The following is a 21019-nucleotide window of genomic DNA, read 5'->3' as shown; positions in this document are numbered from 1 at the left end:
TTTGAGAGATAAGCGAAAAACAAAAGAAGACACGTTCGTAGACATATTGAATTGACAGCCGTTTTGAAAGAGATTTCAAAACAGAAAAAATAAGAGTAATGGAATCGAGAGATTCGAAAAGAACCGACTGGAAAAGCATCGCATAATAATATAAAAATATACGATGAAGAGTTTGATCCTGGCTCAGGATGAACGCTAGCGGCAGGCTTAACACATGCAAGTCGAGGGGTAGGATTCTTCGGAATCTGAGACCGGCGCACGGGTGCGTAACGCGTATGCAATCTGCCTTTCACAGAGGGATAGCCCAGAGAAATTTGGATTAATACCTCATAGCATTATAGGATGGCATCATCTTATAATTAAAGTCACAACGGTGAAAGATGAGCATGCGTCCCATTAGCTAGTTGGTAAGGTAACGGCTTACCAAGGCGACGATGGGTAGGGGTCCTGAGAGGGAGATCCCCCACACTGGTACTGAGACACGGACCAGACTCCTACGGGAGGCAGCAGTGAGGAATATTGGTCAATGGGCGCAAGCCTGAACCAGCCATGCCGCGTGCAGGATGACGGTCCTATGGATTGTAAACTGCTTTTGTACGGGAAGAAACACTCCTTCGTGAAGGAGCTTGACGGTACCGTAAGAATAAGGATCGGCTAACTCCGTGCCAGCAGCCGCGGTAATACGGAGGATCCAAGCGTTATCCGGAATCATTGGGTTTAAAGGGTCCGTAGGCGGTCTTGTAAGTCAGTGGTGAAAGCCCATCGCTCAACGGTGGAACGGCCATTGATACTGCAGGACTTGAATTATTGGGAAGTAACTAGAATATGTAGTGTAGCGGTGAAATGCTTAGAGATTACATGGAATACCAATTGCGAAGGCAGGTTACTACCAATCGATTGACGCTGATGGACGAAAGCGTGGGTAGCGAACAGGATTAGATACCCTGGTAGTCCACGCCGTAAACGATGGATACTAGCTGTTGGGGGCAACTTCAGTGGCTAAGCGAAAGTGATAAGTATCCCACCTGGGGAGTACGAACGCAAGTTTGAAACTCAAAGGAATTGACGGGGGCCCGCACAAGCGGTGGAGCATGTGGTTTAATTCGATGATACGCGAGGAACCTTACCAAGGCTTAAATGCAGACTGACCGATTTGGAAACAGATCTTTCGCAAGACAGTTTACAAGGTGCTGCATGGTTGTCGTCAGCTCGTGCCGTGAGGTGTCAGGTTAAGTCCTATAACGAGCGCAACCCCTGTTGTTAGTTGCCAGCGAGTCATGTCGGGAACTCTAACAAGACTGCCAGTGCAAACTGTGAGGAAGGTGGGGATGACGTCAAATCATCACGGCCCTTACGCCTTGGGCTACACACGTGCTACAATGGCCGGTACAGAGAGCAGCCACTGGGCGACCAGGAGCGAATCTATAAAGCCGGTCACAGTTCGGATCGGAGTCTGCAACTCGACTCCGTGAAGCTGGAATCGCTAGTAATCGGATATCAGCCATGATCCGGTGAATACGTTCCCGGGCCTTGTACACACCGCCCGTCAAGCCATGGAAGCTGGGGGTGCCTGAAGTCGGTGACCGCAAGGAGCTGCCTAGGGTAAAACTGGTAACTAGGGCTAAGTCGTAACAAGGTAGCCGTACCGGAAGGTGCGGCTGGAACACCTCCTTTCTAGAGCCCAATCCGTTAGCCGCAAGGCACGATTGGGAAATAAGATGCCGGACGGTAGGTTTGGAATCGTGATTGCATTACTCTTGCTGTTAATTTAAAAAAATGATGAAAATTAAGTAAAACAGAGTCTCGTAGCTCAGCTGGTTAGAGTACTACACTGATAATGTAGGGGTCGGCAGTTCGAGTCTGCCCGGGACTACTATTTGGCTTGATTTGAAGGAAATTCTGGAAGCTGGGATTCACCAAAGGAAATTAGAGAAGAATTAGAAATCTAAAATCTGAATTCTAAAATCTAAGATTCAAAATGGGGGATTAGCTCAGCTGGCTAGAGCGCCTGCCTTGCACGCAGGAGGTCAACGGTTCGACTCCGTTATTCTCCACAGTTCCGAAAGGAAAAAAGTTCATTGACATATTGAGATAAGAAAATAATAAGAAAGTAGAAAGCGTTTTTCTGATTCTAACAGATAGGAAAAACAAAAAAAACGGTCATAATTGATTTTATGATTGGTGCAATAAGCAAAATAAGGGCGCATGGGGAATGCCTAGGCTCTCAGAGGCGAAGAAGGACGTGATAAGCTGCGAAAAGCTGCGGGGACTGGCACACACAGATCGATCCGCAGATATCCGAATGGGGCAACCCGCTATGCTGAAGGCATAGCACACCGATAGGTGGGCAAACCCGCTGAACTGAAACATCTAAGTAGGCGGAGGAGAAGAAAACAAAAGTGATTCCGTAAGTAGTGGCGAGCGAACGCGGATTAGCCCAAACCAGTTATGTTACGGCATAGCTGGGGTTGTAGGACCACGGCATTTTATGTGCAAGGAACCGGAAGCTTCTGGAAAGGAGCGCCATAGAGGGTGACAGCCCCGTATGGGTAACGAGCATAATAGATAGTGGTATCCTGAGTAGGGCGGGGCACGTGAAACCCTGTCTGAATTTGGCGGGACCATCCGCTAAGGCTAAATACTCCTGAGAGACCGATAGTGAACCAGTACCGTGAGGGAAAGGTGAAAAGAACCGTGAATAACGGAGTGAAATAGATCCTGAAACCATGCGCTTACAAGCGGTCGGAGCCCTTTCGTGGGGTGACGGCGTGCCTTTTGCATAATGAGCCTACGAGTTAACGTTGCCGGCAAGGATAAGTGGTTAAGCCATGGATCCGCAGCGAAAGCGAGTCTGAATAGGGCGCTTTAGTCGGCAGTGTTAGACGCGAAACCGTGTGATCTACCCATGGGCAGGTTGAAGCTGTGGTAACACACAGTGGAGGACCGAACCGGTTGACGTTGAAAAGTCTTCGGATGACCTGTGGGTAGGGGTGAAAGGCCAATCAAACTCGGAAATAGCTCGTACTCCCCGAAATGCATTTAGGTGCAGCGCTGATGACAGTTATATAGAGGTAGAGCTACTGATTGGATGCGGGGGCTTCACCGCCTACCAATTCCTGACAAACTCCGAATGCTATATAATGTTTCACAGCAGTGAGGGCTTGGGTGCTAAGGTCCAAGTCCGAGAGGGAAAGAACCCAGACCATCAGCTAAGGTCCCCAAATATATGTTAAGTTGAAAGAACGAGGTTTGTCTGCCCAGACAGCTAGGATGTTGGCTTGGAAGCAGCCATTCATTTAAAGAGTGCGTAACAGCTCACTAGTCGAGCGGACGAGCATGGATAATAATCGGGCATAAACATATTACCGAAGCTATGGATTTTGCAGCAATGCAAAGTGGTAGGGGAGCATTCTGACAGGGCAGAAGGTGTATCGTAAGGTATGCTGGACCGGTCAGAAAAGAAAATGTAGGCATAAGTAACGATAATGCGGGCGAGAAACCCGCACACCGAAAAACTAAGGTTTCCACAGCTATGCTAATCAGCTGTGGGTTAGTCTGGTCCTAAGGCGAACCCGAAAGGGACAGTCGATGGCCAACGGGTTAATATTCCCGTACTTCTTATTGCTGTGATGGGGTGACGGAGTGATGAAAGCGCCGCGAACTGACGGAATAGTTCGTTAAAGCACCTAGCTATAGGCTCTCTAGGCAAATCCGGAGAGTTTGGTGAAATGCGATAGTACTCGGAGTCTTCGGACAAAGAGATAGTGCGCCTAAGGGCTTCCAAGAAAAACCTCTAAACTTCAGGCAATAAGAACCAGTACCGTAAACCGACACAGGTAGTTGAGGAGAGAATCCTAAGGTGCTCGAGAGATTCATGGCTAAGGAATTAGGCAAAATAGACCTGTAACTTCGGGAGAAAGGTCGCCCCGAGCAATCGGGGCCGCAGTGAAGAGGTCCAGGCGACTGTTTATCAAAAACACAGGGCTCTGCAAAATCGTAAGATGAAGTATAGGGCCTGACACCTGCCCGGTGCTGGAAGGTTAAGAGGAGATGTTATCTTCGGAGAAGCATTGAATTGAAGCCCCAGTAAACGGCGGCCGTAACTATAACGGTCCTAAGGTAGCGAAATTCCTTGTCGGGTAAGTTCCGACCTGCACGAATGGTGTAACGATCTGGACACTGTCTCAGCCATGAGCTCGGTGAAATTGTAGTAACGGTGAAGATGCCGTTTACCCGCAGTGGGACGAAAAGACCCTGTGCACCTTTACTATAGCTTAGTATTGACCTTGGATAAATGATGTGTAGGATAGGTTGGAGACTTTGAAGCGGCGTCGCCAGGCGTTGTGGAGTCATTGTTGAAATACAACCCTTTGTTTATCTGAGGCCTAACCCCGCGATGTGGGGGACAGTGCTTGGTGGGTAGTTTGACTGGGGTGGTCGCCTCCAAAAGAGTAACGGAGGCTTCTAAAGGTTCCCTCAGTACGCTTGGTAACCGTGCGTAGAGTGCAATGGCATAAGGGAGCTTGACTGAGAGACATACAGGTCGATCAGGTACGAAAGTAGAGCATAGTGATCCGGTGGTTCCGCATGGAAGGGCCATCGCTCAAAGGATAAAAGGTACGCCGGGGATAACAGGCTGATCTCCCCCAAGAGCTCATATCGACGGGGGGTTTGGCACCTCGATGTCGGCTCGTCACATCCTGGGGCTGGAGAAGGTCCCAAGGGTTGGGCTGTTCGCCCATTAAAGTGGCACGCGAGCTGGGTTCAGAACGTCGTGAGACAGTTCGGTCTCTATCTACTGCGGGCGTTAGAAATTTGAGTGGATCTGATTCTAGTACGAGAGGACCGAATTGGACTAACCTCTAGTGTATCTGTTGTCCCGCCAGGGGCACCGCAGAGTAGCTACGTTGGGAAGGGATAAGCGCTGAAAGCATATAAGCGCGAAACCCACCACAAGATGAGATTTCTTTTAAGGATCGTGGAAGATGACCACGTTGATAGGCTACAGATGTAAAGGCAGTAATGTCACAGTCGAGTAGTACTAATAATCCGTAAGCTTATGCACACCCTTTTCCTCCCGAGCAATCGGGAGGAGAGAACTTTCTAAAAACACTTATTTGTTTCTTTATCTCAGTATGTTAAAATATTGTTTTAATTATTAATTGTCAATTATCAATTATTAATTAAAAAGCTGCTTGCAGCGAATGACCTTAAGGTGGTTATTGCGGCGGGGCTCACCTCTTCCCATCCCGAACAGAGAAGTTAAGCCCGCCTGCGCAGATGGTACTGCAGTCATGTGGGAGAGTATGTCGTCGCCTTTCTTTTGAAAACCCTGTTTGTATAACGGGGTTTTTTATTCTAATCATTACTTATAGCAATATAAGTAATAAGGTACCTTAGCTCAGATGGTAGAGCAATGGACTGAAAATCCATGTGTCCCTGGTTCGATCCCTGGAGGTACCACATAATGCTCGGATGGTGAAATTGGTAGACACGCTGGACTTAAAATCCAGTGAACAGCAATGTTCGTGCGGGTTCAAGTCCCGCTCTGAGTACTAAAAACTTCAATTAGCTTTTGCTAGTTGAAGTTTTTTTTTTGCCCAAAAAAACTACATCACTCATTAAATTTTATAATTTTACTTTTCGTATATCGATTATTCTTTAACTATGAAAAATATTTTTTCTACAGACGATTCTAAAGAGTTTGTTGATCGCATTAATCAATTGAAAAATGATTCTCAGCCAATTTGGGGTAAAATGTCTGTAGATCAAATGCTTGCTCATTGTAATGTTATGTATGAAATGGTTTACGATGATGTTCATCCAAAACCTAATAGTTTTTTACGATTCGTTTTAAAGTCATTTATTAAAAATAAAGTAGTAAACGCAATTCCTTATCCTAGGAATATTAGAACTGCACCTCAATTTATTATTAGCAATAATCGTGATTTTGAACTTGAAAAAAGTAGACTTATTGATTATATAAACAGAACACAACAACTCGGAGAAAAAGAATTCGAAGGAAAGGAATCTCTTTCGTTTGGAAAATTAACTTCAAAAGAATGGAATAATATGTTTGCTAAACATTTAGATCATCATCTTTCTCAATTTAATGTTTAAAATTATTTCTATGAAATTTTATATATTAATCTTTTTTATTTTCTTAGGATTAAATTCTAATGCTCAAAAACAAGAAGTTCAAAAAACTATTGAACTCTTTTTTGAGGGATTTCATCAAAAAGATTCGACAAAAATGAAATCTGTGTGTTCAGATAAAATGATTTTGCAATCGATTAGTGAGAATAGTATCAAAGGAAATAAATTGAATGAAGAAAGTTTAAAGGAATTTTATAAATCAATAGCTTCAATTCCTTCGAATATGAAATTTCAAGAGAAAATATTGAGTTATTCAATTCAAATTAATGGTTCAATGGCACATGTCTGGACTCCATATGAGTTTTATATCAACGATAAATTAAGTCATTCTGGAGTTAATGCTTTTACATTGTTTAAAGAAAAGGAATCTTGGAAAGTAATTTATTTGATAGATACTAGAAGAAAATAAATTGCTACGCTACTTCGTTTGCATAATATAAACATATATCTGTTAAAAGACATTCTGTGCATTTTGGTTTTGGCCTGCAAGTTTCTCTTCCTAAAAAAGAAATTGCCATTCCAATTTCTGACCATATGTTTTTAGGTAGCGCCAGCATTAAATCTTTTTCTGCTTTATTTCCATCTTTGCTCTCTTTAATAATTCCGATTCTTGGCGCGACACGAATTACATGTAAATCGGCAATAATTCCTTCTGCAGGTTTATTGGTTTCTCTTAAAATAACATTTGCAGACTTTCTTCCTACACCTTTTAGAGACGTTAATCCTAACATTGTTAATGGAATATCTTTGTCTTGTTTAATAGTTTGAGCAATTTCTAAAATCCATTTGGCTTTTGTAGCGTGATTACGAACTTTGCTAATATAAGGAAGTAAAGTTTCAAAATCAGCTTTTGAAAGTGTATTTAAAGTTGGATATTTTTCAAATAAAATAGGAGCGATGTTATTAATATTAGCATCAGAATCTTGTGCAGAAAGAATTACCATCACTAATAATTGATAAGTGCTATGGTATTCGAGAGGATGTTTCTTTCCTTTATATTTTTTTAAAATGGGTTTCAATTTAGTTTCCCAATCTAATGTTTCTCCAAATAAATCCATTTTTTATTTACTTATAAGTTTTTGTAAATCAATTTTTTATGTAAGTAAAGTTACTGATTTTTGATAAAATCAAGAATTCTTTTAATAACATTTTGATTTCCTAGAATTTTTCTATGTCCCAGTCCAGTGGTTAAAAATAAACTTCCGTTTTTAAGATTTTCATTTATATGAATTCCTGCTTTTACTGAAACTTCTGGATCATCATTATCATGTATTACTAAAACAGGATTTTCAATTTTTTTTGCCGCACGATATGCTGAAAAATCATCCATTTTTACTTGATATTTATTTTCGAAGAAATCTCTCAGATTTTGACTTATTTCTTTTTTCAAACCTAATTTAAAAACAAACTCATCCAAAATGTCTTGTACAATATCACCACTTCCTATAATTACAGCTTTATCTACAACAAGTCCGTCTTTTATGGCGTTTAAAACAGACATTCCTCCCAATGAATGTCCGATTGCGATTTCAAAAGGTCCAAATTGTCTTTCAATTTCTAAAATTGAAGCTATAAATTCAGACATAATTGTAGTTTTTCCTTCAGATTTTCCGTGAGCTGGAGCGTCGAAACTAACTGTTGAATATCCTTTTTGTAAAAGTTCATCTGCTATTTTAAATAACTGAGTTCCTCTTCCAGACCATCCATGAACTAATAGTATTTTTTGTTTGCTTTCGCCGTACAAATAGGTAATAACACTTTTATCAATGCTTGGAACATAAATTGTCTTCTTTACGCTTTTAGAATCCATTTCATATTCACGCTTTGGAACTTTATGTTTTATTGGCGTTGTAAAGATTTTTGCAGCAAATTGTGTAGCTAATTTTGTAGAAATAAATGCGCATATTTTCGCAGATACTATAATTATTGCTGGAATTTTTAATGATTTAGTAGGATTGGTTGTCTTTTTTGCCATTTCGATAAAACTTATTTTGGAGCAAAACTCTGCTTGTTTTTTTGCTAAATTTAAAAAACATAAAAGTAGTATTTTAATAATCGCTTCTTAAAAAGTATCCTAAATTAATTTTGAATGGAGATATTTCATATTAGTGCAGAATGTTATCCAATGGCAAAGGTTGGCGGACTTGCAGATGTTGTTGGTGCTTTGCCTAAATACCAGAGTAATGCTGGTCACGATGTAAGAGTAGTCGTTCCTTGTTATGATACGAAATTTCGAAAGGAAAATGATTTTGAATGTGTTCATTGGGGGACAATTAAACTTGGGAATTTTGTTTTTCCGTTCAGTGTTTTAAAAGAAACTACCGATAAATTAGGTTATGAATTATATCTGATAGAAATTAATGAATTATTTGATAGACCGAATGTTTATGGATATGAAGATGATATTGAACGATTTCTGTCTTTTCAAATTGCTGCTTTAGATTGGATTATTGCCAGAAATAAAGTTCCTGATGTTATAAATTGTCATGATCATCATACAGGTTTAGTTCCGTTTTTATTACAATTTGCTTATAAATATGAAAGCCTGAAAGATGTAAAAACGGTTATTACAATTCATAACGGGTTATATCAAGGTTGGTTTGGTTTTGATAAATTGTATTATTTGCCAGAATTTGATTTGAAACATGTTGGATTTTTAGAGTGGAATAATTCAATTAATTCGTTGGCTGTTGGAGTAAAATGTGCCAATGCTGTAACGACGGTTTCGCCAAGCTATCTGAATGAAATTAATCTGTATGCTAATGGTTTAGAGTCTTTATTTAATTCTGTTCGAAATAAATCTAGAGGAATTTTGAATGGAATCGATATTGAAGTTTGGAATCCGTTGAAAGATAAAATGATTGCTGAAAATTATTCTATAGAAAATTTTGAAGTAGGAAAAGCAAAGAATAAGGAAAAACTGTGCGAGCAATTTGATTTAGATTCTTCAAAACCTTTGTTTAGTTTTATTGGACGATTGTTTGAAGAAAAAGGAGGCGATTTATTGCCACATGCTTCAGCTTTAGCTTTGTCTGAAAATTTTGAAGAAATTAATATTCTGATTTTAGGCTCAGGAAATTCAGAAATAGAATCTCAATTAACACAGTTAAGAAATGATTATAAAGGAAATTATAACGTTTTTATAGGCTATAATGAAGATTTAGCTCATTTAATTTACGCAGGTTCGGATTACATTTTAATGCCTTCAAGAGTTGAACCTTGTGGTTTAAACCAAATGTATGCAATGCGTTACGGAACTATTCCTATCGTGCGAAGAACTGGAGGTCTGAGAGATACTATTGTAGATTATGGAGACGATGGAAACGGAATTTGTCACGATCAAGCTTCGGTTGCAGATATTACTTATTCTATAAATCGTGCAGTAAAATTGTATAATGATAAAGAAAATTTCAATAAAGTTTTAAAAAGAGGAATGTCAGCAGATCATTCCTGGGAAAGAGTGTGCCAAGAATATATCGAAATATACAACTTAATAATTCAGCCAAAATGAAATTTAAAAAGAAAAATGTAGTTGCCATTATTTTAGGAGGAGGACAAGGATCGCGCTTGTTCCCATTAACAGAAACAAGATCAAAACCTGCTGTGCCGATTGGAGGAAAATACCGTTTGGTTGATATTCCGATTTCAAACTGTATTAACTCTGATATTTTTAAAATATTTGTTTTAACACAGTTTAATTCGGCTTCATTAAATGCACATATCAAAAACACGTTTAATTTCAGCATTTTTAGTCAATCTTTTGTTGATATTTTAGCGGCAGAACAAACTCCAGATAATCCGACTTGGTTTCAGGGAACGGCAGATGCTGTTAGACAGTGTATGTCACATTTCTTAAAACACGATTTTGATCATGCGTTAATTCTTTCGGGAGATCAATTGTATCAAATGGATTTTAATGAAATGTTAGAAGCTCATATTGCTGCCGATGCCGAAATTTCTATTGCAACTTTGCCTGTTAACGCTAAAGACGCTCCAGAATTTGGTATTCTTAAAACAGATCATGAAAATAATATTCATGCTTTTATCGAAAAACCAGATGCTTCATTGTTGCCTGAATGGGAATCTGAAGTGAGTGAACACATGCAAGAAAAAGGGAAAAAATACCTTGCTTCGATGGGAATTTATATTTTCAACAAACCATTATTGGAAGAATTAATGGGCAATCAGGAAACGAAAGATTTCGGAAAAGAAATCATTCCGCAAGCCGTTGGAAAACATAAAATTTTAAGTTATCAATATGAGGGATATTGGACTGATATTGGAAATATCGAATCGTTTTTTGAAGCAAATATTGGTTTAACGGCTGATATTCCAGAATTCAATTTATTTGATAACGAAAATAAAATTTTTACTAGACCAAGATTACTTCCTCCGTCAAAATTCAGAAATTCAATTATTAATCAATCGTTAATTTCTGAAGGTTGTATTATTAATGCGAAAGAAATTAAAAGTTCTGTAATTGGAATTCGTTCTAGAATTGGAGAAGGAACTGTTTTAGAAAATTGTTACGTAATGGGTAACGATTTTTACCAAGATTTAGATGAATTAAATCAAGAAAGCAGTGTCAGTAAAATTCACGTAGGAATTGGTGAAAATTGCTACATCAATAATGCCTTAATTGATAAAAATGTCCGAATTGGAAATAATGTACATATTTCTGGAGGAAAACATTTAGATAACTTTACAAACGAATTATATAGTATTAAAGACGGAATTGTAGTTATCAAAAAAGGAGTAACCTTGTCAGATAATTTCAGAATAGAATAAATTTTCAATTTCAATTTTAATTTTTGCCTTAAAAACCTAACATGACTAAAGTAATCGCACATTCTCTCTTTACCGACTTTGATATTGATTTATTTAAAGCTGGCAAACATTTTAAATTATACGAAAAATTAGGTGCGCATTTAACTGAAGTTAATGGAGTAAAGGGCGTTTATTTTGCAGTTTGGGCTCCAACGGCGCATTCTGTTTCTGTTGTGGGCGATTTTAATTATTGGAATAGTGGAGAGCATGTTTTGAATGTTCGCTGGGATTCATCTGGAATTTGGGAAGGATTTATTCCAGAAATTTCAAAAGGTGCTCTTTATAAATATAAAATTCAATCTAGCATAAATGGTGTAGTTACAGAAAAAGCTGATCCTTTCGCTTTATATTGCGAAAAACCACCACATACAGCTTCTGTAGTTTGGGATTTAGATTATAAATGGAAAGATGAAAATTGGATGCAAAACCGTAAAGATAAAAACGGTTTAGATAAACCGTATTCTGTTTACGAAGTGCATTTAGGATCTTGGAAACGAGCAGAACATAATCGTTTTTTAAGCTATTTAGAATTGGCAGATGACTTAGTAAAATACGTTAAAGAAACGGGTTTTACTCATGTAGAATTTATGCCAGTGATGGAATATCCTTATGATCCTTCTTGGGGATATCAATTAACTGGTTATTTTGCTCCAACTTCTCGTTTTGGAAAACCGCAAGATTTTATGCTTCTTGTAGATAAATTACATCAGGAAGGAATAGGTGTAATTCTCGATTGGGTTCCTTCGCATTTTCCTGATGATGCACACGGTTTAGGTTATTTCGATGGCTCACATTTATATGAACATCCGGACCGTAGAAAAGGATATCATCCTGATTGGAAAAGTCTTGTGTTTAATTACGGAAGAAATGAGGTTAGAGCTTTTTTAATTAGTAACGCTGTTTTTTGGCTTCAAAATTACCACGTTGACGGATTAAGAGTTGATGCCGTTGCTTCGATGTTATATCTTGATTATTCTAGAAAAGATGGTGAATGGGAAGCTAATATTTATGGTGGAAGAGAAAATCTAGATTCAATAAGCTTTCTTAAAGAATTTAATGAAGTAATCTACGCTAATTTTCATGGGGTTCAAACAATTGCCGAAGAAAGCACTTCGTTTCCGATGGTTTCAAGACCAACTTCTTTTGGTGGTTTAGGTTTCGGAATGAAATGGATGATGGGATGGATGCACGATACTTTGAAATACTTTCAAAAAGATACAGTTTATAGAAAATACCATCAAAACGATTTGACTTTTTCTATGACTTACGCTTTTACTGAAAACTTTATGCTTCCGTTTTCTCATGATGAAGTCGTTTACGGAAAGCAATCGCTTATTTATAAAATGCCAGGCGACGAATGGCAACGTTTTGCAAATTTGAGATTATTATACGGTTACATGTTCACACATCCCGGAACAAAATTATTATTTCAAGGAGCTGAATTTGGTCAAACTGGCGAATGGAATTTCGAACAAAGTCTTGACTGGCATTTATTGCAATACAATTTTCATTCAGGAATAAAAAGATTAATTACAGATTTGAATCAATTATATAAATCTCAGCCAGCATTATACGAAAAACAATTTTCAGGAGAAGGTTTTGAATGGATTAATTATTCCGATCATCAAAATGCGGTTTTGTCTTATATTAGAAAAGGAAATAATCCTGAAGAGAATCTAATTGTAGTTTGCAACTTTACCCAAGTTGTGAGAGAAAATTATAGAATTGGCATTCCAAAAAAAGGGAAATTAAAAGAGATTTTTAATAGTGATTCTGAAACTTACGGTGGAAGTGGAGTTGGAAATTCAAAATCACTAAAAATCGAATCCGAATCTTACGACGGAAGAGATTTTTCAGTCGAATTAATTTTGCCTCCTTTAAGTGTTACCGTTTATTCTTTGACTTAATAAAAATCTTACAATCAATTTTAAGCTAACAATTTGTTATTTTTTCCTTTAAAAATTATCAAATTGTTGATTTTTTGTTTTGTAAATTGAAAGGCATTCAGAAAAAACGTTTTCGTGAATAAACCTTTTATTCATAGGGCTTTATCTTCTTTTTTTGTATGTTTGAAAGAAAGACAAAAAGCTATAAATTAATTCAGTGAAGATATGATTACAAATACATCATTAGAATACAAAGGAGATTTATATCCATCAAAAATTGTTTCTTACGAACATGAAGGAGATTCTGTTTTTTTCAACACAGATAATAAAGTAATCTTAAAAGTTACCATTCTTCGCGATAGTTTAATCAGATTCCGTTTTACTACAAAAGGGTATTTTAGTAATGATTTTTCGTATGCAATAGATAAAACGCAACTTCACGGCTATAATTTTTTAGAAGTCACAGAAGAAGAAACCTATTTTCAGATTAGAACCAGTAAAGTAAAATGCAAAATTCAAAAAGCAGATCTTCGACTTTCGGTTTATGATTTAAATGATTTCTTAATTCTAGAAGATGAATTAGGGTTTCATTGGGAAGAAAGTTACGAGTACGGTGGGAATATTGTAAAAATGAGTAAATATTCTAAAGACGGTGAATGTTACTACGGTCTTGGAGATAAAGCGACTCAGATGAACCTTAAAGGAAAAAGAGTCGAGAATTTTGCTACAGATCAATATGCTTATCAAAAAGATCAAGAGCCTCTATATAAAGTTGTTCCATTTTATATTGGTTTGCATAATAAACAAGCATACGGTATTTTCTTTGATAATACTTTTAGAACTTTTTTTGATTTTTGTCAAGAAAGAAGAAATATTACAAGCTTTTGGGCAGAAGGAGGCGAGATGAATTATTATTTCGTTTACGGACCTCAAATGCAAGATGTTGTAACTACATATACAGATTTAACTGGAAAACCAGAATTGCCACCACTTTGGGTTTTAGGATATCACCAATGTAAATGGAGTTATTATCCGGAAAGTAAAGTCAAAGAAATCACTTCAAAATTTAGAGAATTACAAATTCCATGCGATGCCATTTATTTGGATATTGATTATATGGACGGATTTCGATGTTTTACTTGGAATAAAAACTATTTTCCAGATCCGAAAAAAATGGTCGCTGAATTGGCCGAAGATGGTTTTAAAACCATTGTAATTATAGATCCAGGAATTAAAATTGATAAAGATTATTGGGTTTATAAAGAGGGTTTAGAAAAAGATTATTTCTGCAAAAGAGCCGACGGACCTTATATGAAAGGGAAAGTTTGGCCAGGAGAATGTAATTTTCCAGATTATACAAATCCCGTAGTTAGAGAATGGTGGGCAGGATTATTTAAAGAATTAATTTCAGATATTGGCGTAAAAGGTGTTTGGAATGATATGAATGAACCAGCTGTTATGGAAGTTCCAAATAAAACTTTCCCGATGGATGTTCGTCACGTTTACGATGGAAATCCTTGCAGTCACAGAAAAGCGCATAATATTTACGGAACGCAAATGGCGAGAGCCACTTATCATGGTGTAAAACGTTTTGTTTATCCGAAACGTCCTTTTGTAATTACAAGATCAGCATATTCTGGCGCACAGCGTTATACGTCTTCTTGGACTGGAGATAACGTTGCGACTTGGGAACATTTGTGGTTGGCGAATATTCAAGTGCAAAGATTGTCAATTTCAGGAATGGGATTTACAGGTTCTGATATTGGAGGTTTTGCCGAACAGCCAACGGGCGAATTATACGCACGCTGGATTCAATTAGGTGTTTTTCATCCGTTTTGCAGAACGCATTCTTCTGGAGATCATGGTAATCAAGAACCTTGGGCTTTTGACGAAGAAGTAATTAATATCACTAGAAAATTTGTAAGTCTTCGTTATCAATTATTGCCTTATTTGTACACCATGTTTTGGCAGTATATTGAAGAAGGAATTCCAATGCTGAAACCTTTGGTTTATTACGATCAAGACGACACTCAAACACATTATCGTAACGACGAATTTATTTTCGGAAATCAAATATTAGTTTGTCCGATCCTTGAACCTAATGCTGTAGGTAGACGTATGTATATTCCTAGAGGAGAATGGTATAACTATTGGACAAATGAACTTTTTATTGGTGGAAGAGAAATCTGGATTGATACTAAATTTGATGAAATTCCGGTTTTTGTAAAAGCGGGAGCCATTATTCCTAAATATCCTGTTCAGCAATATGTTGGAGAACTAGAATTTGACGAATTAACGCTTGACGTTTATTATAAAAACGGAAAAGAAAATTCTGCTGTTTATGAAGATGCTCAAGATGGTTACGATTATAAAAAAGGACGTTATAGTTTCTTGTCGTTAAGAAGTATCGGAAAAGAAAAAGAATTAATTATCCAACTTCATAAAGAAGGTAAATACGAAACGCCATATACCAAATATAAAATCAATTTAATCGGTTTGCCATTTAAAGTAACAGAGATTGAAATAGACAATGAAAAAATTGAATTTGATAAAATAAATTTTGAAGAGAATAAATTCTTAATTGTTGATAAAGAGTTCAATGAGCTTCATATTGTTGGAGAATAGTTAAAATTGTGATATTTTTTTGCCTTATTGTATAAAATAGTATTTTGTAATAATTGTATTTTTGTTAGAAAATAGCTTTAAATATGAAAAAATATTTCTTTTTAGGAATTTTTGGAGCGCTTGCAGTGGCTTGCGCTACTAATCCAATTACTGGAAAACAGAATTTAAATTTTGTTTCAAATAGCGAACTTTTTCCAACTTCATTTCAGCAATACAGTACGTTTTTATCTGAAAATAAAGTTATCACAGGAACATCAGATGCAAAACTTGTAGAAAATGTTGGATATAAAATCAAGATGGCTGCCGAAAAATATTTGGCATATTTAGGTCAATCTCAATATCTTAAAGATTACCGTTGGGAATATAAATTAGTTGATAATAAAGAAGTTAACGCTTGGTGTTTACCAGGAGGAAAAATTGTTGTTTACTCAGGAATTTTGCCAATTACACAAAATGAATCTGGTTTAGCAACCGTTATGGGACACGAAGTTTCGCATGCGTTAGCAAATCATGGTGCGCAAAGAATGAGTGCAGCGCAATTACAGCAAATAGGAGGAGCAGTTCTAGACGCTGCAACAACAAATAAATCTGCTCAAACTAGAGAAATATTTTCTCAAGCTTACGGTATGGGAACAGAAGTAGGTGTAATGCTTCCATTTAGCAGAAGCAACGAAAGTGAAGCAGATAAAATTGGTTTAACTCTAATGGCAATTGCAGGATATAATCCGGAAGATGCCGTTGCATTTTGGAGCAGAATGTCTGCAAAATCTGGAGGATCTGGAACACCAGAATTTATGAGCACACACCCTTCTGACGCAACAAGAATTGCGAATATAAAAGCATTAATTCCTGAAGCAAAAGCAATTGCGTTAAAAGTCGGAACAATAAAATAAGGAAAACTTATTTATAGAAAATTTTAAAAAGCTATTTAATTTCGAATAGCTTTTTTCTTTTTAGTCAAGTTGATGATTTAATAATACACGAATTGAATAATTTGTCTTTGATTATGATAAAAATTAGATAAATTCGTAGCGCATTAACAAAATCATTTTCGATGAAAAACCTACAAAAAGGAGATAAGAAATTATTAAATGCTTGGGCATTTTATGATTGGGCAAATTCCGTTTATACGCTTACTATTGCTTCGGCAGTATTTCCAATTTTTTATGAAGCTTTATTTTCAGACCGAGATCATTATATTGATGTTTTCGGAATGCATCTTAAAAACTCTGCATTAATTAGTTTTATAACTGCTTTTGCTTTTATGGTTGTTTCTTTTATTTCTCCTTTGTTATCAGGAATTGCTGATTATGTAGGAAATAAGAAATCTTTTATGAAGTTTTTCTGTTATTTAGGAGCACTTTCTTGTATGGGATTATATTGGTTCGATCTTGAAAATATTTATGTTGGTTTGGCCTTTTATTTCCTTGGTTTATTGGGTTATTGGGGAAGTTTAGTTTTTTATAACTCTTATCTTCCAGATATTGCTTTTGAAGATCAGCAAGATAGAATTAGCGCAAAAGGATATTCTTTGGGATATATTGGAAGCGTTATCTTGTTAATCATCAATTTAGCGATGATTATGAAACCAAAAATATTTGGAATTTCTGGAACAGACGGAGAAGCAGCAATGAAAGCTATGCGTTATTCTTTTGTTATGGTAGGAGTTTGGTGGATACTTTTTAGCCAATATACTTATTATTATTTACCAAAAGGAAGTAAAGAAATAGGACAAAAACTGACAAAAACTGTGGTATTTAATGGTTTTAAAGAATTAAAGAAAGTTTGGGATTTACTGAAAGAAAATATTCCATTAAAACGTTATTTAGGAGGTTTTTTTGTTTCGAGTATGGCAGTACAAACTGTAATGTTAGTAGCAACTTATTTCGGAGCGCAAGAAATTCAATGGGAATCGAAGGAGCAAAGTACAATTGGTTTGATTATTTGTATTTTAATAATTCAGCTTGTTGCTGTTGTTGGTGCTGTTTTAACATCAAGAGCTTCTGCTAAATTTGGAAATGTTCCTACTCTTATCGGAATTAATGCTATTTGGGTTGTTTTTTGTGTAATTGTTTATTTTATTTTTCTACCAATGCATTTTTATGTAATGGCAACTATTGCGGGATTTGTTATGGGAGGAATTCAAGCTTTGTCAAGATCAACATATTCAAAATTATTGCCTGAGACAGAAGATACGGCATCATTTTTTAGTTTTTACGATGTTGCCGAAAAAATCGGAATCGTAATCGGAATGTGTGTTTACGGAATTATCGATCAGATTACAGGAAGTCCGCGCGCGGCAATTGTAATTTTAGGAATCTTTTTCGTTACAGCAATATTTCTTTTAAGAAGAGTACATAAAAAAGAGGCGCTTTAAGCGCCTCTTTTTTTTAATATTTTAAAATAAAAGCTCGATGATAAAAGAGGACTTATAGTTCGTTTTTGATTTGATGATTTAAAAAAATCTTTTATCATTGAGCTTTATTTTAGTTTTATGCTTTTGAAATACTTCCTGAACCAGAAACTTTTACATCGCGTTTCTCAGGATTTCCTGTATATTTTATATCCCCCGAACCAATAACTCTGGCTGTCAAACTTTCATTGCAGTTTACTTTAACATCTCCTGAACCAGAAACAGTAATATTGGCATTTTTAGATTTTAAGCTTGCAGCTTCAACATCTCCTGAACCAGAAAGTTTAATAACTAAATTATCTGAACTCCCTTTTAATTTTATATCTCCAGAACCACTTAGACTTAAATCAAATTCATTTGCAGTAATATCTAAATCAATATCTCCTGAACCTGATAATTTTGCTGTAAATTTATCATTTTTAATAGGGCTCTCCGCAGTAATATCACCTGAACCAGAAAGACTAAGCTCTGATATTTTTTCAAATGGAACAGTAATTTCTACTTTTTGTCCTTTGCTAGGGCGTAAATTCATGCCTTTTTTTGCATAAATTTTCAAAGTATTTTCTGCAACTTCAACTACAATTGCTGAAATAATATTTTGTTCGCCCGCAATTGTAATTTTTCCTTCTTTTCCAGCAATTAAATCCACATCAAAAAAGCCAGAAATTTTTATTGCGTCATATTCTGAAGTTGTTCTTGTTTCGGTTACAACATTTCCGTTTCCGTCAATTTTTTGTTGAGCGTTAGTTGTTAAGGCAATTAAAAATGTTGCACAAACTATTAATTGATTAATTTTTTTCATGGTTTTGATTTATTTGATGATTAATTTTTTATTAATGATACGTTTCCGTAATTTGAATTTATGTTGACTTTATTTTGTCCTTTTTTCTTGTAGAAACCGCTTATTCTTTTGCTGTTGCCTTTTACTTCAGAAACAGAAATATCTAAAGTATTATCATGTTTTATATTAGAATACTTAGTAGAAATATCAAAATCAAAGGCATAATTTGTCGAGTAACCAATAGAAATATCGGTGTATCCAGAAGAAATAGAAACATTTCCTGCTTTATCATTCATTGTGCCAATATTGATTTTACTGTAATTAGTATCGAATGTAAAATTGCTTGAAACTTCGCCGACAATTACAGTCAAATAATTTCCTGAACCATTTAAGGAATTGATTTTTTGAAATTTAAAAGTTCCATAATTACAGCTGTATTTAATATTTTCGCCTTCATTCAAATTTACATCAGTGTAGTTGGCATCAAGATTTAGATTTCCTGAATCCGTGATTTTCAAGCCAGAATATCTAGCATTAATATTTCCAGTTTTAATATAATCGATGCTAGAACTTTGGCAATATGCAATTTCTATTTGATTACTTGGACCGTTTAGTCTTCCTAAATCAACCTTTCCGTATTTGCAGTTTATATCTGTCGAAGATGACGCATTTGGAACCGAAATGTTGCCATATTTATTAATTAGTTTTATAGAACCGTTTTTGGGTATTTTAATAGCATAATTAATTTCAAAACTATTGTTGCTGCCTTTACTTTTAAGAGTTGAGCTTCCTAAATTGGTTACCGCAGAAACCATTCCTTTCAGCGCTGTAATGTCAACATCAATACTGTTAAGACGTTCATTTACCCAATTTTCGTTTGTTCCGTTAACTTTAATAGTTATATCGAGATCAATTTTATCTTCATCCCATGTGGTTACAGTAATATTTCCATATTTATTATTAACGTCAATTCCGGCATTGGAGTTTACGATATAGGTTTTTTTTATTGTTTTTTGTTTGGTGATAAAAGCATCATCATTTGAAAATCCTAAAAAAGGAATCAAAAGCAATAAGATTAGTAAGTTATAGTGTTTTTTCATCAGTTGTGTTTTTAAATTTTTCGTTTTCTTCAATTCTTTGTAAAACGGTTTGCAAAAAAGAAATTCTCGTTTGCAGATTACTTATCATAGCGTAAATAATCTGTTTATTCTCTCCGTTTTTTTGCAGTTCATTTATTATTTTTTGGTAATCGGCATCAAAAGTTTTCATTTGTTTTAATGCATCATTAATAATCTGCTCATTTTCTGGAGAACTTTTTTCTTTCAATTTAACCAGTTCATTATCAATCAAAATGTTGAAAATAGAATCAGTTCGTTTAGTTTCTTTAGAAGCAAATTTGAATTCTTTAGGTTTTTCATTTTTATAAAAAATTGAAACTCCAAGCATTAACACAATCGAAGCGGCAATAGCCGTTACAAACCAATATTTTTTCTTTGGCTGTTTCTTATTTAATTTCTGTAGAAAATCCATTTGGTGATCAGAATTTAATTCCTGAATATCCCATTGATTCTCAAATTTGCTGAATAATTCGTCTAAATTGTCTTTTTCATTTTTCATATTCCTACTCATTTTATAATTCCTCTAATTTTTTGCGTAAACTATCTTTGGCTCTGCTCAAGGTTGTTCTGCAGTTTGCATAACTAATATTCAAAATCTCGCAAATTTCTTCCTGATCGTAACCTTCAATATAAAACAATGTGAGTACCATTCTATAATTATCTTTAAGTTGTAGAATGGTGTCTAAAACCTGTTTTACTTTTAGATTGTTTAAGTCAATATTTTCAGAGATAATCCCATCATTTTCTTCAATTTTATAAAGTTGTTTACTTAAATCTTCTACTTGAAAAGAATTGTTTTTCTTATAAAAATCGATGCTATAATTGATGATTATTTTTTTTAACCACGCTCCAAAAGCCACTTCTTGTTTATAGTCGTCGATTTTTGTAAAAGCCCTCAAGAAACCTTCTTGCATGACGTCTTGTGCAAAATGTTCATCTTTTACAATGCGATAAGCAACATTATACATCGCCTTGCAATAGCGATTGTAAATTTCAAATTGCGCTTTTTGGTTTTTATTTTTACAAAGCGTAATTAGTTCTTCGATATTTTGGTCATTTATACTCAAGTAGTGGCTTTTGGTTTTTAATATAGACTTGACCTTTTTTTGTTTGTTACACTTTTTATAAAATTAATTTTATTTTTTTTCAAATGATGAAATGAATGACGTAAAATCTAATATTAGAACTGACTTATTTTGCATTTGGCATAATG

The 21019-nt window shown here is 35.6% G+C and carries 14 protein-coding genes, 4 tRNA genes and 3 rRNA genes; 15 read left to right on the top strand and 6 right to left on the bottom strand.

The genetic code is table 11. From position 1 onward, the window contains the following. The first annotated feature begins 160 nt into the window (after positions 1 to 160). The 9 genes from NYQ10_RS17030 to NYQ10_RS16990 all read left to right on the top strand — a co-directional run bounded on the left by NYQ10_RS17030 (position 161) and on the right by NYQ10_RS16990 (position 6565). Positions 161 to 1674, top strand: a 16S ribosomal RNA gene (locus NYQ10_RS17030). Between the two features lie 125 nt (positions 1675 to 1799). Further along, positions 1800 to 1873 (top strand) — tRNA-Ile (locus tag NYQ10_RS17025). Positions 1874 to 1980: 107 nt separating this feature from the next. Next, positions 1981 to 2054: transfer RNA gene (locus tag NYQ10_RS17020), tRNA-Ala, on the top strand. A gap of 129 nt (positions 2055 to 2183) precedes the next feature. Then, positions 2184 to 5065, top strand: a 23S ribosomal RNA gene (locus NYQ10_RS17015). A gap of 146 nt (positions 5066 to 5211) precedes the next feature. Next, positions 5212 to 5321: ribosomal RNA gene (gene rrf, locus NYQ10_RS17010) — 5S ribosomal RNA — on the top strand. The 16S, 23S and 5S rRNA genes sit together here with 4 tRNA genes alongside, the layout of an rRNA operon. 69 nt (positions 5322 to 5390) lie before the next feature. Continuing rightward, positions 5391 to 5463: transfer RNA gene (locus tag NYQ10_RS17005), tRNA-Phe, on the top strand. Between the two features lie 6 nt (positions 5464 to 5469). Continuing rightward, positions 5470 to 5555: transfer RNA gene (locus tag NYQ10_RS17000), tRNA-Leu, on the top strand. Between the two features lie 112 nt (positions 5556 to 5667). Next, positions 5668 to 6120 (top strand): DUF1569 domain-containing protein, encoded by a 453-nt coding sequence (locus NYQ10_RS16995; RefSeq protein WP_289877417.1) that lies wholly within the window; start codon positions 5668 to 5670, stop codon positions 6118 to 6120. A gap of 10 nt (positions 6121 to 6130) precedes the next feature. After that, complete coding sequence (locus NYQ10_RS16990; RefSeq protein WP_289877415.1) at positions 6131 to 6565, top strand: nuclear transport factor 2 family protein; 435 nt, start codon at positions 6131 to 6133, stop codon at positions 6563 to 6565. Between the two features lie 4 nt (positions 6566 to 6569). On the opposite strand, the gene NYQ10_RS16985 is transcribed toward NYQ10_RS16990, so the two are convergent. Next, the gene (locus NYQ10_RS16985; RefSeq protein WP_289877414.1) at positions 6570 to 7214 is read right to left on the bottom strand and encodes an endonuclease III domain-containing protein; all 645 of its coding nucleotides are present in this window, start codon (positions 7212 to 7214) and stop codon (positions 6570 to 6572) included. Between the two features lie 50 nt (positions 7215 to 7264). After that, a complete protein-coding gene (locus NYQ10_RS16980; RefSeq protein ID WP_289877413.1) occupies positions 7265 to 8131 on the bottom strand; it encodes an alpha/beta hydrolase in 867 nt (288 codons plus the stop codon). 114 nt (positions 8132 to 8245) lie between these two features. On the opposite strand from NYQ10_RS16980, the gene NYQ10_RS16975 reads away from it, so the two are divergent. The 6 genes from NYQ10_RS16975 to NYQ10_RS16950 all read left to right on the top strand — a co-directional run bounded on the left by NYQ10_RS16975 (position 8246) and on the right by NYQ10_RS16950 (position 17871). Beyond that, positions 8246 to 9667, top strand: a complete 1422-nt coding sequence (locus NYQ10_RS16975; protein ID WP_289877411.1) for a glycogen synthase — start codon at positions 8246 to 8248, stop codon at positions 9665 to 9667. Further along, positions 9664 to 10944, top strand: coding sequence for a glucose-1-phosphate adenylyltransferase (locus NYQ10_RS16970; protein ID WP_289877410.1), 1281 nt, complete (start codon positions 9664 to 9666; stop codon positions 10942 to 10944). Before NYQ10_RS16975 ends, NYQ10_RS16970 begins: the two co-directional genes overlap by 4 nt. A 41-nt stretch (positions 10945 to 10985) precedes the next feature. Then, a complete protein-coding gene (gene glgB / locus NYQ10_RS16965) occupies positions 10986 to 12890 on the top strand; it encodes a 1,4-alpha-glucan branching protein GlgB (protein ID WP_289877409.1) in 1905 nt (634 codons plus the stop codon). A gap of 204 nt (positions 12891 to 13094) precedes the next feature. Then, positions 13095 to 15494: a glycoside hydrolase family 31 protein gene (locus tag NYQ10_RS16960; protein WP_289877408.1), complete on the top strand. Its 2400-nt coding sequence runs from the start codon at positions 13095 to 13097 to the stop codon at positions 15492 to 15494. 83 nt (positions 15495 to 15577) lie between these two features. Further along, a complete protein-coding gene (locus NYQ10_RS16955; protein ID WP_289877407.1) occupies positions 15578 to 16387 on the top strand; it encodes a M48 family metallopeptidase in 810 nt (269 codons plus the stop codon). A 161-nt stretch (positions 16388 to 16548) separates the two neighbouring features. Further along, positions 16549 to 17871, top strand: coding sequence for an MFS transporter (locus NYQ10_RS16950; RefSeq protein WP_289877406.1), 1323 nt, complete (start codon positions 16549 to 16551; stop codon positions 17869 to 17871). A gap of 115 nt (positions 17872 to 17986) precedes the next feature. Here NYQ10_RS16950 and NYQ10_RS16945 read toward each other — a convergent pair whose 3' ends face one another. The 4 genes from NYQ10_RS16945 to NYQ10_RS16930 are packed head-to-tail and all read right to left on the bottom strand — an operon-like array spanning position 17987 to position 20873. Beyond that, entirely contained in the window at positions 17987 to 18709 is a 723-nt protein-coding gene (locus tag NYQ10_RS16945; RefSeq protein WP_289877405.1) for a head GIN domain-containing protein, read from the bottom strand. Positions 18710 to 18729: 20 nt separating this feature from the next. Then, positions 18730 to 19788, bottom strand: a complete 1059-nt coding sequence (locus NYQ10_RS16940; RefSeq protein WP_289877404.1) for a hypothetical protein — start codon at positions 19786 to 19788, stop codon at positions 18730 to 18732. Then, a complete protein-coding gene (locus NYQ10_RS16935) occupies positions 19772 to 20305 on the bottom strand; it encodes an anti-sigma factor (RefSeq protein ID WP_289877403.1) in 534 nt (177 codons plus the stop codon). The genes NYQ10_RS16940 and NYQ10_RS16935 overlap by 17 nt, the downstream gene beginning before the upstream one ends. A gap of 13 nt (positions 20306 to 20318) precedes the next feature. After that, positions 20319 to 20873, bottom strand: coding sequence for an RNA polymerase sigma factor (locus NYQ10_RS16930; protein ID WP_289877402.1), 555 nt, complete (start codon positions 20871 to 20873; stop codon positions 20319 to 20321). Between the last annotated feature and the right edge of the window lie 146 nt (positions 20874 to 21019).

The organism is Flavobacterium johnsoniae (assembly GCF_030388325.1).
Classification (GTDB): Bacteria; Bacteroidota; Bacteroidia; order Flavobacteriales; family Flavobacteriaceae; genus Flavobacterium; species Flavobacterium johnsoniae_C.
Note: the sequence above shows the minus strand (reverse complement) of the source record. Positions and strands in the feature narration are given on the sequence as shown.

What these genes read in the sequence shown, in the direction of transcription:
- NYQ10_RS16945 (WP_289877405.1), bottom strand. Translation starts at nt 18,709, where the DNA reads ATGAAAAAAATTAATCAATTAATAGTTTGTGCAACATTTTTAATTGCC.
- NYQ10_RS16975 (WP_289877411.1), top strand. Translation starts at nt 8,246, where the DNA reads ATGGAGATATTTCATATTAGTGCAGAATGTTATCCAATGGCAAAGGTT.
- NYQ10_RS16955 (WP_289877407.1), top strand. Translation starts at nt 15,578, where the DNA reads ATGAAAAAATATTTCTTTTTAGGAATTTTTGGAGCGCTTGCAGTGGCT.
- NYQ10_RS16990 (WP_289877415.1), top strand. Translation starts at nt 6,131, where the DNA reads ATGAAATTTTATATATTAATCTTTTTTATTTTCTTAGGATTAAATTCT.
- NYQ10_RS16935 (WP_289877403.1), bottom strand. Translation starts at nt 20,305, where the DNA reads ATGAAAAATGAAAAAGACAATTTAGACGAATTATTCAGCAAATTTGAG.
- NYQ10_RS16980 (WP_289877413.1), bottom strand. Translation starts at nt 8,131, where the DNA reads ATGGCAAAAAAGACAACCAATCCTACTAAATCATTAAAAATTCCAGCA.
- NYQ10_RS16950 (WP_289877406.1), top strand. Translation starts at nt 16,549, where the DNA reads ATGAAAAACCTACAAAAAGGAGATAAGAAATTATTAAATGCTTGGGCA.
- NYQ10_RS16995 (WP_289877417.1), top strand. Translation starts at nt 5,668, where the DNA reads ATGAAAAATATTTTTTCTACAGACGATTCTAAAGAGTTTGTTGATCGC.
- glgB (WP_289877409.1), top strand. Translation starts at nt 10,986, where the DNA reads ATGACTAAAGTAATCGCACATTCTCTCTTTACCGACTTTGATATTGAT.
- NYQ10_RS16940 (WP_289877404.1), bottom strand. Translation starts at nt 19,788, where the DNA reads ATGAAAAAACACTATAACTTACTAATCTTATTGCTTTTGATTCCTTTT.
- NYQ10_RS16970 (WP_289877410.1), top strand. Translation starts at nt 9,664, where the DNA reads ATGAAATTTAAAAAGAAAAATGTAGTTGCCATTATTTTAGGAGGAGGA.
- NYQ10_RS16960 (WP_289877408.1), top strand. Translation starts at nt 13,095, where the DNA reads ATGATTACAAATACATCATTAGAATACAAAGGAGATTTATATCCATCA.
- NYQ10_RS16985 (WP_289877414.1), bottom strand. Translation starts at nt 7,214, where the DNA reads ATGGATTTATTTGGAGAAACATTAGATTGGGAAACTAAATTGAAACCC.